Consider the following 15,082-nt stretch of genomic DNA (forward strand, 5'->3'; position numbering starts at 1 on the left):
GCAATTGTGCCGGCATGCAAAAAAACACGTAATTTTTTTACTGTTTATCTTCTTTTCCCCCTTGCGATGGGCTGCCAGCCTGCCTAAAATCGCGCGTCTTTTGTTAACCCCCACCTCTATTTTTTGGAGAACGCTACGTGAGCGAAAAATTGGCCAACCCTGCCCCCCTGGGTCTGATGGGTTTCGGTATGACCACCATTCTGCTGAACATCCATAACGCAGGTTTCTTCCCCATAAGTGCCATGATCCTGGCCATGGGCCTGTGCTATGGCGGCCTGGCCCAGATCATTGCCGGCATCATGGAGTACAAGCGTGGCAACACCTTCGGTGTCACCGCTTTCATCTCCTACGGCACCTTCTGGTGGAGCCTGGTGTTCCTGATGGTGATGCCGACCATGGGTCTGGCCGAAGCCACTCCGCACGCCTACATGGGCTGGTACCTGCTGATGTGGGGTGTGTTCACCCTGTTCATGCTGATCGGCACCGTCAACTACCCGCGCGTGAAGCAGTTCGTGTTCGCCTCCCTGACCGTGCTGTTCTTCCTGCTGGCCGCCCGTGACTTCACCGGCAGCGAGCTGATCGGCACCATCGCCGGTTTCGAAGGTATCATCTGCGGCGCCAGCGCCATCTACCTGGCCATGGCCACCGTACTGAACGAACAGTATGGCCGCACCATCCTGCCCATCGGCGATCACAAGAAAGCCGCTGCCGTGCAGCTCAAAGCCGCCGCCTGATTGTGCGCAACTTGAAATGAAAAAGGCACCTTCGGGTGCCTTTTTGCTATCTGTACATTCTCGTATTTGCCTGGCTCAGACGGACGATTCCCCTTCGTGATCCCCCGCCAACAGGCGCGTGGCCGGAAAACGCGCCGCGGGATCCTGACCAAAGAGCTGTTCCAGCTGTTGATAGACGGCCGGATAGACGCTGCGCAAGCGCAGTGGATCGGTAAAGAAGCTCTCGCAGCAGACGGCGAAAAATTCGGCCGGATGCTCGGCGGCATAGGGATCGATGGCCGCCTCTTCCCCCGCCTCCAGCTGCCTATTCAATGCATCAAACGCCCCCTGAAAGGCCTGCTGCCACTGCTGATGACTCATCTTGCCCGGCAATGGCGGCGCCCCGTCGGCCTCCCCACCCAGCATGTCGATTTTGTGGGCCAGCTCGTGAATAACGAGGTTGAAGCCATCCCAGTCCCCATCCTGCTGCAGCTCGCTCCAGGCCAGTACCAGCGGCCCCTGGGGCCAGGACTCGCCAGCGTTCTCTTCTTCCACCTCACTCACCAGACCAAACTCGTCCTGCACCTCCTGGCGGCGGGTGACCGGTTCCGGGATCAGGATGATTTCGTGAAAGCCGCGATACCAGTCAAGGCCCAGATGCAGGATGGGCAGCACCGCCTGCAGCGCCAGCACCGCCTGCTGGCGCGCCGTGAGCTCAACCCCGAGCTGGGTCAGGGTCTTGCGCTTGAGTAACTGGCGCCCCAGCCTGATGAGCCTCGCCTGCTCCTCATCACGTAACCCTTGCAAGATGGGGACGGCTGCCAGCGCCTGCTCCCAGATCTCCGCATCTTCATGGTGTTGCGTCCCTGCCGGGCGACGCAACCATTTGAACAATCCCAGCACGCCTGCTCCTTCTCTTTGCGTTACAACTGCTTGACGAACCGCTTGGGTCGTTCCTGATAATTTTGCGCCAGATAGAAACGGTGGGCCCCCTCCCGTTTCAGACTGCTGGATAGCTCCAGCTGGCTGCATCCCGCCACCCGGGCCTGGGCCTCGGCGTACGCCAGCAAGCCGGCCCCAACCCCCTCTCCCCTTGCCCTCTCTTCGACAACCAGCGCCGAGATCAGGCCCCATGCTGGTGCAACATGCAGGGGTTGCAGCCGGTGCCATACCAACACACCGACCACACTGTCTGCCAGGATGGCCAACAGGACAGAAGTGGCCGAGTCCGGATGCAGCAGACGCACCACCAGCTGATCACCGTCGGCAGGATACCCCAATTGCACGAACAAGGGGGCAAGGGTTGCGCCATCAGCAGGCTGCGCCGAGCGAAATTGCAGGTTTTCAACATGATTTGTCATGGTTGGCCTTATGTTTGCTTATGTCTGACTCTCACTACACATATCAACAAGGAGAGCGTCATCTTTACTCACATAAATCACTGCCTGCCATCATCCGGCCACTGGTGTCAATTCACAAATTTGCAACAAGGCGGATTTTTTTGCTGGGCAGAAATGCGACAAATAGATATGTTACATCCCACGCAGACCGTGGTTTTTCCACCGTCTGACAGAGTGTCACTCTATCCCGTTTGCTAACTAGCTTGTTAACAAACTGGACATAATAACGACAGGGAGCGAGGCAGAGACCTCGCCAAGACAGCGCAACAAAGGAGTTGTTGTACATGAATGAAATCGTCAATGCCATCAATGGCGTAATCTGGAGCCCTGCGCTCATCTATCTGTGTCTCGGGGTCGGCCTCTACTTCTCCCTGCGCAGCCGTTTTTTGCAAGTGCGTCACATCAAAGGCATGATCCGCCTGATGTTCCAGGGCAAGGGCAACGAAGCGGGCGTCTCCTCCTTCCAGGCGCTCTCCATGACCCTGGCAGGCCGGGTCGGTACCGGTAACATCGCCGGTGTCGCCACCGCCATCACCTTCGGTGGTCCGGGTGCCCTGTTCTGGATGTGGATGGTGGCCTTCCTCGGCGCCAGCTCCGCCTTCGTGGAGTCCACCCTGGGTCAGGTCTACAAAGAGAAGCTCAACGGCGAGTATCGCGGTGGTCCGGCCTTCTACATCGATAAAGGGCTTGGCATGAGCTGGTTCGCCTGGATCTTTGCCATCGCCACCATCTTCGCCTGCGGTGTCCTGCTGCCGGGTGTACAGGCCAACTCCATCGGCTCCAGCCTGCAGACCGCCTTCGCCATCGATCCGAACGTGACGGCTGCCGCGCTGGCGCTGCTGCTCGGTTTCATCATCTTTGGCGGCGTGAAGCGGATCGCCAACTTTGCCAGTACCGTGGTGCCCTTCATGGCGCTCGGCTACATCATCGTTGCCTGCGTCATCATCGCCCTCAACATCGGCCAACTGCCCTCCATCATCCTGCTGATCTGGAAGAGCGCCTTCGGTCTGGACGCCGGCTTCGGCGCCATCCTGGGTCTGGCCATCATGTGGGGGGTAAAACGTGGCGTCTACTCCAACGAAGCCGCCCAAGGAACAGGCCCGCACGCCTCCTCCGCCGCCGCGGTGAGCCACCCGGCCAAGCAGGGCCTGGTGCAGGCGTTCTCCGTCTACATCGACACCCTGTTCGTCTGCTCCGCCACCGGCTTCATGCTGCTCATCACCGGCCTGTACAACGTACAGGGTCCGGAAGGTGCCGCCCTCTACACCGGGATCGCCGGCGTGGCCGCTGGCCCGGGTTACGTGCAGACCGCCATGGAGAGCATGATGCCGGGCTTTGGCAACTACTTTGTCGCCATCGCACTGTTCTTCTTTGCCTTTACCACCATCGTCGCCTACTACTACATCGCCGAGACCAACATCGCGTTCGTCAATCGCAAGATTAACCGTCCCTGGCTCACCTTCCTGTTGAAGATCGGCCTGATGGCGGCGACCGTCTACGGCACCGTCAAGACGGCGGATCTCGCCTGGGGTCTGGGTGATATCGGTGTGGGTCTGATGGCCTGGCTCAACATCATCGCCATCCTGCTGCTGCAAAAACCGCCTTCATCTGCCTGAAGGACTATGAAGCCCAGCTGGCACAAGGGATCGACCCGGTATTCCACCCCGAAAAACTGGGGATCAAGAATGCAGACTACTGGATCGACAACCGCGCCGAAGTCAACCTGATGCGCGAGAATACCGGCCACCCGTTCGAAGCGGACGTGGATACCGTCGCCAAGTAAGCGCAGACATGACACAACAAAATGGCAGCCCAGGCTGCCATTTTTCTTTTGTACTTTTTCCTATTTGAAAGTCGCTGCGTCACAGGGCATTGCGTCTGGGCCCGAACGGCAAGCGCCAGCGAAACAGGCTGTTGAGGGTGGCGCGCCACTGGTTGGGGCGCCCCAGGATCTGCTTTTGCAAGCGGGTCTCCTCCTTGAGCATCGCCTCGTCGCTGCGCGCCCACGCCTGACTGTAGAGCTGCTTGATCCCCGCGAGCGCATCGGGGGACTTGGTGATGAGCGTTCTGGCAAACTCTCGCGCCTCCCCCAGCGGATCCGGGCAAACCCGGCTGACCAGACCGAGGCCTTTCGCCTCCGGGGCTAGCAGCTCGCGGCCCGTCATGGCCAGCTCCATGGCGGTATCCACTCCCATCAGGTTACGCATGGTGACGCTGCCGCTCATGTCGGGGATGATGCCCCACTTGATCTCCATCACCGAGAAGCGGCAATCCGGCGTGCTGAAGCGAAAATCGGCACCGAGCGCGATCTGCAGGCCGCCACCGAAACAGACCCCTTGAGTCACCGCGATGACAGGCACAGGTAACTGATGCCAGCCATAGGCCACCCGCTGGGCCAGGTTGGTGGCTTCGTCCGCCTCGCGCCTGAGGATCTCGAGGGCCGCCACCGGCTGCTTGAGCATGGACTTCACATCAAGCCCGGCACAAAATGCCCGCCCCTCGCCATGGAGGATCACCGCCCGCAAGCCCTTGTGCCGCTGCAACTGGCCGAGCGTCTCGTCGATGGCACTGAACATGGCCCTGTCCAGCGCATTGAGTTTGTCTCCTCGCGTCAGCATCACCTCGGCGATGCCGTCCCGGATCTCGCACTTGACCCTTGGTTTATCCATTTTCCTCTGCCTCTCCTGAGTATCAACTGGTCATACCACAACGTTATCAGAGTGTTACCGGCAGGTACAGGGAGCCCACCATTTTCCTGCTCGGGAGTACGTGCGAGCGCCCAGTGCGACTAAAGTCGGCTGGCTGCCCCCCGGTCACTTTGTCAGACTGAGTCCATATCACTGGCCAGGGATCGCCATGACCACACTCTTCAACTTCACCCGCCCACCGTTTGACAATCTGGCCGCCGACGCCCGTCAGCGGCTCGAGCAGAGCCTCTCAATCTGTTACTTTCGCGCCGGCGAGACGGTACTCAGCGCAGGCGACACGCCCCCCGGCCTCTATCTCATCATCAAGGGCGCGGTGGAAGAGTCCGCCCCCCATCATCAATTTGGTGACTATGGTTGCGATGATCTGTTCGATGTGCGGGCCCAGTTTGATGGCCACTGCCGCCACACCTTCACCGCTCTGGAAGATACCCTCTGCCAGCTGATCCCCAGGCAAACCTTTCTGGCGCTGTGCGAGCAAGATCCCGCCTTTGCCGGCTACTTCACCGCCAACCTGGCAGAGCGTCAGCGCCAGCAGGAGCAGCGTGAACAACTGGGCCAGAAGAACCTGGCGGAGTTTATCCTGACCCGGATCGCCCCCGAACACCTGCAGCCGCCCCTTGTCGTCGACAATCGCCTATCGCTGCTGGCGGCCACCGAAGCCATGGTGGCCAAGGGCACCGACTGCCTCATCTATCCCGCCCGGGACGGCAGCCTGAGCCTTGCCACCCGCAAGACCCTGTTACATGCCCTGACGCTCAAAGGGCTGCCCCTGACGGCGCCACTCTCCCTGCTGACACCAGCCCCTCTGATCGGCCTGCCGCAGGAGAGTTATCTGTTCGATGCGCTGCTGCTGATGACCCGTCATCGCATCAAGCGGCTGGTGATCTGGCATCAAGGAGAGGTCGCCGGGATCCTGCAGCTCACGCAAGTACTGGGGCTCTTCTCCACCCACTCCCATGTACTGACCCTGCGCATCGCCCGTGCCGATACACTCCCTGCGCTGGAGGCGGTGGCCCGCGAGCAGCTGCAACTGACCCGTTCCCTGTTTGCTCAGGGCATTCACACCGCCTTTTTGATGAGGCTCATCGCCACCGTCAACGAGCAGCTGATCGCCAAGGCGTTCGCCCTGGTGATCCCGCCCGAAGTGCAGGAGAAGGTGTGCCTGCTGATGCTGGGCTCGGAGGGGCGCGGCGAGCAGATCCTCAAGACCGATCAGGACAATGCCCTGATCCTGCCTACCGATCTGCACTGGCCCGGCCAAGAAGCAGATCTGGCCGCCTTCAGCGCCCTGCTGGAGCGCCTCGGCTATCCTCTCTGCCCCGGCCAGGTGATGGTCAACAACCCGGAGTGGGTCAAAACGGGGGAGCAGTGGCAAAGCGCCATCACCCGCGCCTGCACCATGGCCAGTGAGGCAGAGCTGCTCTGGCTTGCCACCCTGGCCGATGCCCATCCCATTGCCGGGGATCGCACTCTGCTCTCCCCCATTGCCCGCACCTTGCGGGAGCAACTGGGAGACAGGCGGGATCTGTTGGCGGAGATGGTGAGGCCGGCGGTGGCCTTTCATGCTCCCCTCACCCTGTTTGGCAGGCTGGAACGTTCGGCCGAGGGGTTGGATCTCAAGCGGGGCGGACTCTTCCCGCTGGTGCACGGGATCCGCATGCTGGCGCTGGAGGCCGGCATACTGGAAACCGCCACCCTGGCTCGCATCGATGCCCTGGTGGCGGCCGAGCGCATCAGCGCCGAGTATGGCAGCAATCTGGCGGAGGCATTCCGGCTGTTTATCCGCCTGCGCTTGCGCAACCAGCTCAAAAATGGCGACAGCCGGGTACAGGTCAATGAGCTCAGCCACAGCGAGCGGGATCTGCTGCGCCATGCCCTGCATCAGGTGAAAAAATTCCAGCAGTGGCTCACCTTGCACTTTCGTCTGAGGCAATGAGCATGCTGGACTGCCTGCGACGCTACTGGTATGGCCGCCCCTTTCGAAATGGGGAGTTTGCCCCGCTCTTTGCCGCGCCGCCGCAAGATGAGCGGGTTGCCCTCGATTTCGAGACCACCAGCCTGGATCCCGCCCGCGCCGAGATCGTTGCCATTGGAGCAGTACGGCTCCAGGGTAACCGGCTGCTGACCGGCGAGGCGCTCGCCATCAAGGTGCTTCCCCCCGCCAGCCTGACCGCCCAGTCCGTGACCATCCACGGCTTGCGCCACCAGGATCTGCAGCAGGGCATGCCGCTGGAAGCCGCGCTGCGCCAGCTGCTGGCCTTTATCGGGCCACGCGAACTGGTGGGTTATCACATCGCCTATGATCTGCGCATCCTCAACCTGGCCTGCCAGAAACAATGGGGCTTGACCCTGCCCCAACGGGGCATAGAGGTGAGCCGTCTCTATCACGACAGCCTATATCGGCATTACCCGGATGCAGTCATCGATCTGCACCTAGCCGCCATCTGCCACCATCTGGCTCTGCCTACCCTGCCCGCCCACGATGCCCTTGCCGACGCCATCACGGCGGCGCTCATCTACCTGCGCCTCACCCGGGGCGGGCCACTGGCTTATCCCAAAGTCTAATTGTCCACAAATAACATTTAATTCACATTTTGATTACATGGGCAGCCAAGCTGCTCGTCAGGGCAACCCCCTTTATCCACCGCTGACACTCATGTCATGGAGAACTGCAATGGAACAGCAAAGCTATCTGAGGATCCAGCAAGATCCCAACTTCCAGGAGCTGGTCGCCAAACGCCAGCGTTTTGCCTGGGCCCTCTCGGCCTTGATGCTGGGGCTCTACCTGGCGTTTATCCTGCTCATCGCCTTTGACCCTGCCTGGCTCGGCACCCCGCTGAGCGAAGGCTCCAATATTACCCGCGGCATCCCGGTCGGGGTGGGGCTGATCCTCGCCTCCTTCCTGCTGACCGGCATCTATGTGTTCCGTGCCAACGGCGAGTTTGACGAGCTGAACCAGAAGATCCTCAAGGGAGTGCAATCATGAAAGGCAAGTCTTTGCTGCTGTTGGCCTCTCTGGCCTCTTCCCCCCTGCTGGCAGCCGATGCGCTGACTGGCGACGTCCAGCGCCAGCCCCTCAACATCCCGGCCATCGTGATGTTTGTGGCGTTCGTGGCGGCGACCCTGTTCATTACCTACTGGGCCTCCAAGCGCAACCGCTCGGCCTCCGACTACTATGCGGCAGGCGGGCGTATCACCGGCTTCCAGAACGGTCTGGCCATCGCCGGTGACTATATGTCCGCCGCCTCCTTCCTCGGCATCTCCGCCCTGGTTTATACCTCGGGCTATGACGGCCTCATTTACTCCATCGGCTTCCTGGTGGGCTGGCCCATCATCCTGTTCCTGATCGCGGAGCGGCTGCGCAACCTTGGCAAGTACACCTTTGCCGATGTGGCCTCCTACCGCCTCAAGCAGACCGAGGTGCGTACCCTCTCCGCCTGCGGCTCTCTGGTGGTGGTCTCCCTCTACCTGATCGCCCAGATGGTGGGTGCCGGCAAGCTCATCGAACTGTTGTTCGGCCTGCAATACCACATCGCCGTGGTGCTGGTCGGCATCCTGATGGTGCTCTACGTGCTGTTTGGCGGCATGCTGGCCACCACCTGGGTACAGATCATCAAGGCAGTGATGCTGCTCTCCGGTGCCAGCTTCATGGCGCTGATGGTGATGAAGTCGGTCAACTTCGATTTCGGCACCCTGTTCTCCGAGGCGGTCAAGGTGCACGCCAATGGCGCCGCCATCATGAGCCCGGGTGGTCTGGTCTCCGACCCCGTCTCCGCCATCTCGCTCGGATTGGCATTGATGTTCGGTACCGCCGGTTTGCCCCATATCCTGATGCGTTTCTTCACCGTGAGCGACGCCAAGGAAGCGCGTAAATCCGTGTTCTACGCCACCGGCTTCATCGGCTACTTCTACATCCTGACCTTCATCATCGGCTTTGGTGCCATCCTGCTGGTCAGCACCAACCCGGCCTTCAAGGACGCCACCGGCGCCCTGCTCGGCGGCACCAACATGGCCGCAGTCCACCTGGCCGACGCCGTGGGTGGCAGCCTGTTCCTGGGCTTTATCTCCGCCGTCGCCTTTGCCACCATCCTGGCGGTTGTGGCAGGCCTGACTCTGGCGGGTGCCTCTGCGGTCTCCCATGACCTCTATGCCAGCGTGCTGAAGAAGGGCAAGGCCAACGAAGCCGACGAGTTGCGCGTCTCCAAGATGACTACCCTGGTGCTGGGCGTGGTCGCCATCGGTCTTGGCATCCTGTTCGAGAAGCAGAACATCGCCTTCATGGTGGGTCTGGCCTTCTCCATCGCGGCGAGTTGCAACTTCCCGGTGCTGTTCCTCTCCATGTTCTGGTCCCGTCTGACCACCCGTGGCGCCGTCTACGGTGGCTGGCTGGGTCTGGCGAGCGCAGTCACCCTGATGGTGTTGGGCCCGACCGTGTGGGTGAAGGTGTTGGGTCATGCCCAGGCCATCTTCCCCTACGAGTACCCGGCGCTCTTCTCCATGGGGCTGGCATTTGTCGGGATCTGGTTCTTCTCTATCACCGACAAGTCCCAGGCTGCCGCCGACGAACACGCCAAGTTCCTGCCGCAGTTCGTCCGCTCCCAGACCGGGCTCGGCGCCTCCGGTGCGACCTCCCACTAACAGTTAAGGTCTTGAGACAAGCCGGCCCAGTGCCGGCTTTTTCTTTCCCTCTTGTCATTGCCGTTCATAAACTCGTTTTCCCAACCCTCACTGACGCCTAGTCGGCAACCCAGGCTGGATTTTGCGTGCAAATATTATCAACCGTCATGCCGCTCATGACCTGATAGGCCGCATGGATCAGCGAATACTCAGGTTTCGCCGCATCGAGAGGCGCCTCCCAAAACATGACACCACCCAGTTTCGTTGATAATGCAAGCTCGGTTTTCTTAATAATAAGGGGGAGTCCATTATAATAATTGGTTTTGGTTTCTGCTGGCTCGGCCACATCAGGTATAAATTTAAAGCTATTTCTGCACGCATTCACGACGCTGTAGCCCTGCGGAGAGACAAGCTCGCCAAATTCATTCTGGTTCCAGCTCGACGTATCTTCATTTTCCTGGTCCGGATGTTGTAAAGTGATGTAGCTCCAATCTTGCCAGTTGTTTCGGCTATAGACGGGCAACCCCAACATCACTTTCTGCGGTGGTACTTCTCTTTTGTTCACCCAGTAATCAATACTGTCTATCGCATGTTGAAAAGTACTGTGGTTTTCAAATTCCATGTCGTATGCCATGAGATTGATACTATCAAAATCTCTTAACGTTGAATCCAGATATGCGTCGGCATTCCCGCTATCTGTCATCTTATCTCTGGTACCAATGACTGCTGACGACAAATACTTACTCCGTCTATGTAATTCATTGGCAAGTTCTCTGACAAATAAAGCGTATTCGTCTGCAAATTGAACCCTAGGGTATTCCCAGTCAATATCAATACCATCAACACCATACTCTTTAACCAGTGCCATTATGGCAGAGATAAATAATGTTCGTTTTTCAAAATTGCGCGCTATCTCTTCAAATACCAGATCGAAACCGTCATCATCTCCTCTCCAACCGCCTATCGCGATATATATCCTGGCATTCGGATTGGATTCCTCTCTATAGGAAACCAGCTTATCCAGATCTTGTTTCTGGGCTGGCGTCAATGACTCCAATTCACCCGTAGCGGCATCTCGTGGATTGACAAAGGCGACCACATAATCAGTTATCTCTTTTCCTCTGGCCTGTACATTCTGCATAAATGTCTTTTCATAACGACCAATTGACAGGTACACAATATTACGCGGTGTTGTTATCACATCAGGCCCGGCAACAGCCTCAGGTAATACTACCGAGCCTGGTTTCTCATCGACATATCTAGAGTCTGTCTTGCAACCAGAAAACATCGTTATAATGACCATGATAAATAGAAATATTTTTGACATACCACTCTTCTCTCTCTATCGCGAGCTTTCATCATTCGTCAACATTAGCCATCGCCAGTTAAAACGCCATAATAGCAGGACGTATCACATCCGTTTCCCATGCAGAGGCAGATGAATATATCAACTGGCTATTAGCCGTATAGCTCATATACCCCCCAAAAAATTCACTTGACTTGATTTCGAGCAACCATATGTTCGAGATAAGAATAGTCAAAGAGAGAACGCACAATCCTGTGACTCGAATAGCATTATTTGATTTTGCAATACGCTGAAAAAAACATGATTTGAGACGCGACAACTTTTGACTATTTTCAAATGAGTATTACCCCCCCCCTGAAGCAGGATGCATTTGCTTCTCGGTAGGGTATCTGCGTTAAACATGCGTACGCGGGCGTTGTCATTAATAATCCGGCCATGAGGGGAAGTCCCTGGCGACACAATATGTGTGGCCATCTGCATCTGTCCAAGACCGACAGCGGCGTTATGCTGACATCATGTCGCCTCGCCCCTCTCCAGACCGATCAAGATCACAGTTCCTGCTAAAACTTTCGAGGGATTTGTGCCATAATGCGCGCCATTTGACAGACCAACCGGGACACCTACCTTGTTAAGCAGCAATAACATCACCATGCAGTTCGGCGCCAAGCCGCTGTTTGAGAACATCAACGTCAAGTTTGGCGGCGGCAACCGCTATGGCCTTATCGGCGCCAACGGCTGTGGCAAGTCCACCTTTATGAAGATCCTCGGCGGCGATCTGGAGCCCAGCGGCGGTAATGTGAGCCTGGACGTCAACGAGCGTATCGGTAAGCTGCGTCAGGATCAGTTCGCTTACGAAGAGATGCGCGTACTGGACGTGGTCATGATGGGCCACACCGAGCTGTGGGCCGCCATCGCCGAGCGCGATGCCATCTACGCCAACCTAGAAGCCACCGACGAAGATTACATGAAGGCTGCCGAGCTGGAAGGGCTGGTCGCCGAATATGACGGCTACACCGCCGAAGCCCGCGCCGGCGAGCTGTTGCTGGGTGTCGGCATTCCGCTGGAGCAGCACAACGGCCCCATGAGCGCCGTGGCGCCGGGCTGGAAGCTGCGGGTGCTGCTGGCCCAGGCCCTCTTCTCCAACCCTGATATCCTGCTGCTGGACGAACCGACCAACAACCTGGACATCAACACCATTCGCTGGCTGGAGCAGGTACTGAACGAGCGCGAGAGCACCATGATCATCATCTCTCACGACCGTCACTTCCTGAACTCCGTCTGCACCCACATGGCGGATCTGGACTACGGCGAGCTGCGGGTCTACCCGGGCAACTATGACGACTACATGCTGGCCGCCACCCAGGCGCGCGAGCGTCTGCTGGCCGACAACGCCAAGAAGAAGGCCCAGATCGCCGATCTGCAGTCCTTCGTTTCCCGTTTCAGCGCCAACGCCTCCAAGTCCCGTCAGGCCACCTCCCGTCTCAAGCAGATCGACAAGATCAAGATTGAGGACGTCAAGGTCTCCAGCCGCCAGAACCCCTTTATCCGCTTCGAGCAGGACAAAAAGCTCTATCGCAATATTCTGGAAGTGGAAGGCGTCTCCAAAGGTTATGGCGAGGGACCCCTGTTCAAGGGCCTCAACATGATGCTGGAAGTGGGCGAGAAGGTCGCCATCCTGGGTACCAACGGTATCGGTAAATCCACCCTGATCAAAACCCTGGTAGGCGATTTGGCACCGGACAGCGGCACCGTCAAATGGTCTGAAAACGCCCAGATCGGTTACTACGCCCAGGATCACGCCGAAGACTTCGACACCGATCTCAACGTGTTCGACTGGATGGCCCAGTGGAAACAGGAGAATGAAGACGAGCAAGCGGTGCGCTCCGTGCTCGGTCGTCTGCTGTTCTCCCAGGACGACATCAAGAAGCCGGTCAAGGTACTCTCCGGTGGTGAGCAGGGCCGCATGCTGTTCGGCAAGCTGATGATGCAGCGCCCCAACATCCTGATCATGGATGAGCCGACCAACCACCTGGACATGGAATCCATCGAATCGCTGAACATGGCGCTGGAGCTCTATCAAGGGACTCTCATCTTCGTCTCCCACGACCGTGAGTTCGTATCCTCCCTGGCGACTCGCATCCTGGAGCTGACCGAGAACGGCATCCGCGACTTCGGCGGTACCTATGAGGATTACCTGCGCACTCAGGGCGTACAATAATCCCCTCCTCTGCTCGGCAGATAAAAGTCAAAACCGGCACTCGATGCCGGTTTTTTTTTATGCTGGCCTGTAGGCCGATTGCATCAATTGGCGAATGGCAGATAACAAAACGGCTCCATCAAGGAGCCGTTTGCAATATGGGGAGTATCTTGTCGATTACTCGACGGTCGCTTCCACGCTGGTGAAGTACTCGATCTTGGCTGATTTGCGCAGCTCTTCGATCAGGGACTTGTAATCGGCCTGTGCCCGACCCTGACCCAGCTGGCCTTGCAGCAGACTGACCATCTGGGACGGCGCCGCCGGGACATTCACCTTGTCCAGTGCGACGACCACGCGATCGCCGTTGGTCTCGGTAACCAGCTCCACGCTCGGCTTGCCATCTTTCGGATGGGGCAGCATGAACACCTGGGCAACCAGGTTCTGATCCAGCTGGCGATCGAAGCGGGCAATCCCCTTGTGGGTCTCGACCTTCAGATCCAGCGCCGCCAGATCAGCCTTGATGTCGTCGCCGGCTTTCAGTTTCTCCAGCAGGCTCTGTGCCTTGCCGCGAGCCACTTCGCTCGCCTTGTCGTGCTTGATGGCAGCAATCACCTGATCTTTCACCTCGGCCAGCGGCTTGGCCGCTTTCGGCTGGTAACCGGTGATGTGCAGCACCAGCGCCTTGCCATCGGAAAGCTCGATCACGTCGGAGTTGGTGTTGTCATCGCGCAGCTGTTCAGAGAAGGCCACGGAGAGCACCTTGGGATCGTTCAACGGAGCCGGGGCATTGGCCTGGCTGAAGTAGTCGGAAGACACCACCTTCATGCCCATGGCGTCGGCGGTCAGATCCAGCGAGTCCGGGTTCTCGAAGCTGCTGTCAGCCATCTTCTGCTGCTCGGCGAAGAACTGCTCCTTGGCCTTGTCGGTTTGCAGACGGGCGATGGTCTCTTCTTTCACATCGGCAAACGGCTTGGTCTGGGCCGGTTCAACCGCCAGCAGCTTGATGATGTGGAAACCGAACGGGCTCTTCACCACGCCAGAGAGATCGCCTGCCTTGGTCAGCGCAAAAGCAGCCTGTTCAAACGCCGGATCCATCACCCCTTTCTCGAACCAATCCAGTTCACCGCCCTTCTTGGCGGAGAAGGTGTCGGAGGAGTTGGCCTTGGCCAGCTCGGCAAAGTCTGCTCCACTCTTGGCCTTGGCCAGGAGCTCGTCGGCCTGCTTCTCGGCCGCCTTCTCATCCTTGCCAAACGGGATCAGGATGTGGGCAACCTGGCGACGCTCGGGACGCTGAAAAAGATCCTGGTGCTGATCGTAGTAATCCTGGGCATCCTGCTCGGACACGTTGATGTTTTTACCGAGGTTGGCAGCATCTAGCAGCAGATAGTCCACCTTGACCTGCTCGTCGTTCATGAAACGGGCGCTATTGGTCTTGTAGAACTGTTCCAGCTCGTTGTCGGAGACCTGGACATCGCCCATGTAGTTAGCAGCAGCCAAGCGTACCAGACGCAGATCACGGGTCTGGTTGTAGAGCTTGTCGATCTGCTCGGCTTCCCCCTTGAGGGTAAATTCGGTCCCGACCAGGGCCCCCATCAACTGTTGGCGAACCATGTCCTGGCGCAGGGACTCGCTGAACATCTCCGGGGTCATGCCAGCGCGGCGGATGAGCTGCAGGTAGCGGTCGTTGTTGAACTTGCCATCTTCGGCAAACTCGGGCATGGCGACGATCGCCTGCTTGATTTGCTCGTCACTGACCCGCAGACCCAGTTCATGGGCCTTGCTGTCCAGCAGCGCCTGATCGATCAGTCGGTCCAGCACGCCGCGGCGGAACTGTTTCATGTACTCGGGGTTGGCGGCCAGCTGGCTGAAGGCTTCTCCCATCTGGGATTCCATGCGGGCGCGCTCGTTGCGGTAGGCATTTTCCAGTGCGGCAGCACTGATATCCGTGCCATTGACGGTAGCGGGGGCGGTACGGGCCGGGCCGTTCAGGTAGCTGCCTACACCAGCCAAGGCAAAGGAGAGAATGATCAGGCCCAAGATAACCTTGGCTACCTTGCCCTGCGCCCCTTCGCGTAGTTTATCCAACATCATGTTTGTACTTATGCTCCCGAACTCGATGGGCGTAAATAATAAAAAGGCGC

General features: G+C 58.4%; 11 protein-coding genes and 1 pseudogene. 7 read left to right on the plus strand and 5 right to left on the minus strand.

All coding sequences use genetic code 11. The features are described from left to right. The first annotated feature begins 137 nt into the window (after positions 1 to 137). Positions 138 to 734, plus strand: coding sequence for an acetate uptake transporter (locus tag BN1123_RS19640; protein ID WP_026457598.1), 597 nt, complete (start codon positions 138 to 140; stop codon positions 732 to 734). A gap of 75 nt (positions 735 to 809) precedes the next feature. Here the strand turns inward: BN1123_RS19640 and BN1123_RS19645 are convergent, their stop codons facing one another. Together BN1123_RS19645 and BN1123_RS19650 are read right to left on the minus strand one after the other, a co-directional pair. After that, complete coding sequence (locus BN1123_RS19645; RefSeq protein WP_042029147.1) at positions 810 to 1,616, minus strand: M90 family metallopeptidase; 807 nt, start codon at positions 1,614 to 1,616, stop codon at positions 810 to 812. 20 nt (positions 1,617 to 1,636) lie between these two features. Next, positions 1,637 to 2,074 (minus strand): GNAT family N-acetyltransferase, encoded by a 438-nt coding sequence (locus BN1123_RS19650; RefSeq protein ID WP_042029148.1) that lies wholly within the window; start codon positions 2,072 to 2,074, stop codon positions 1,637 to 1,639. Positions 2,075 to 2,397: 323 nt separating this feature from the next. On the opposite strand from BN1123_RS19650, the pseudogene BN1123_RS19655 reads away from it, so the two are divergent. Continuing rightward, a pseudogene (locus tag BN1123_RS19655) lies at positions 2,398 to 3,896 on the plus strand (alanine/glycine:cation symporter family protein). A gap of 79 nt (positions 3,897 to 3,975) precedes the next feature. Here the strand turns inward: BN1123_RS19655 and BN1123_RS19660 are convergent. Continuing rightward, on the minus strand, positions 3,976 to 4,782 hold the full coding sequence (locus BN1123_RS19660; protein ID WP_042029149.1) for a crotonase/enoyl-CoA hydratase family protein: 807 nt from the start codon (positions 4,780 to 4,782) through the stop codon (positions 3,976 to 3,978). A gap of 187 nt (positions 4,783 to 4,969) precedes the next feature. On the opposite strand from BN1123_RS19660, the gene BN1123_RS19665 reads away from it, so the two are divergent. The 4 genes from BN1123_RS19665 (at position 4,970) to BN1123_RS19680 (ending at position 9,459) form a co-directional block, all read left to right on the plus strand. Next, positions 4,970 to 6,757 carry a putative nucleotidyltransferase substrate binding domain-containing protein gene (locus BN1123_RS19665; RefSeq protein WP_042029151.1) on the plus strand — a complete coding sequence of 596 codons (1,788 nt, stop codon included), beginning with the start codon at positions 4,970 to 4,972 and terminating at the stop codon, positions 6,755 to 6,757. Positions 6,758 to 6,759: 2 nt separating this feature from the next. Next, positions 6,760 to 7,386: a 3'-5' exonuclease gene (locus BN1123_RS19670; RefSeq protein ID WP_042029153.1), complete on the plus strand. Its 627-nt coding sequence runs from the start codon at positions 6,760 to 6,762 to the stop codon at positions 7,384 to 7,386. A gap of 109 nt (positions 7,387 to 7,495) precedes the next feature. After that, positions 7,496 to 7,807 carry a DUF485 domain-containing protein gene (locus BN1123_RS19675; RefSeq protein WP_026458310.1) on the plus strand — a complete coding sequence of 104 codons (312 nt, stop codon included), beginning with the start codon at positions 7,496 to 7,498 and terminating at the stop codon, positions 7,805 to 7,807. Continuing rightward, complete coding sequence (locus tag BN1123_RS19680; RefSeq protein ID WP_042029154.1) at positions 7,804 to 9,459, plus strand: cation acetate symporter; 1,656 nt, start codon at positions 7,804 to 7,806, stop codon at positions 9,457 to 9,459. The genes BN1123_RS19675 and BN1123_RS19680 overlap by 4 nt, the downstream gene beginning before the upstream one ends. A gap of 97 nt (positions 9,460 to 9,556) precedes the next feature. Here the strand turns inward: BN1123_RS19680 and BN1123_RS19685 are convergent, their stop codons facing one another. Next, the gene (locus BN1123_RS19685) at positions 9,557 to 10,765 is read right to left on the minus strand and encodes a glycoside hydrolase family 18 protein (RefSeq protein ID WP_042029156.1); all 1,209 of its coding nucleotides are present in this window, start codon (positions 10,763 to 10,765) and stop codon (positions 9,557 to 9,559) included. Positions 10,766 to 11,369: 604 nt separating this feature from the next. Between BN1123_RS19685 and BN1123_RS19690 the strand changes: the two genes are divergently transcribed. Beyond that, on the plus strand, positions 11,370 to 12,962 hold the full coding sequence (locus BN1123_RS19690) for an ABC-F family ATPase (RefSeq protein WP_042029158.1): 1,593 nt from the start codon (positions 11,370 to 11,372) through the stop codon (positions 12,960 to 12,962). Positions 12,963 to 13,118: 156 nt separating this feature from the next. Here BN1123_RS19690 and ppiD read toward each other — a convergent pair whose 3' ends face one another. Continuing rightward, entirely contained in the window at positions 13,119 to 15,032 is a 1,914-nt protein-coding gene (ppiD, locus tag BN1123_RS19695) for a peptidylprolyl isomerase (RefSeq protein WP_042029159.1), read from the minus strand. Between the last annotated feature and the right edge of the window lie 50 nt (positions 15,033 to 15,082).

The organism is Aeromonas enteropelogenes (assembly GCF_000819845.1).
GTDB lineage: Bacteria > Pseudomonadota > Gammaproteobacteria > Enterobacterales > Aeromonadaceae > Aeromonas > Aeromonas enteropelogenes.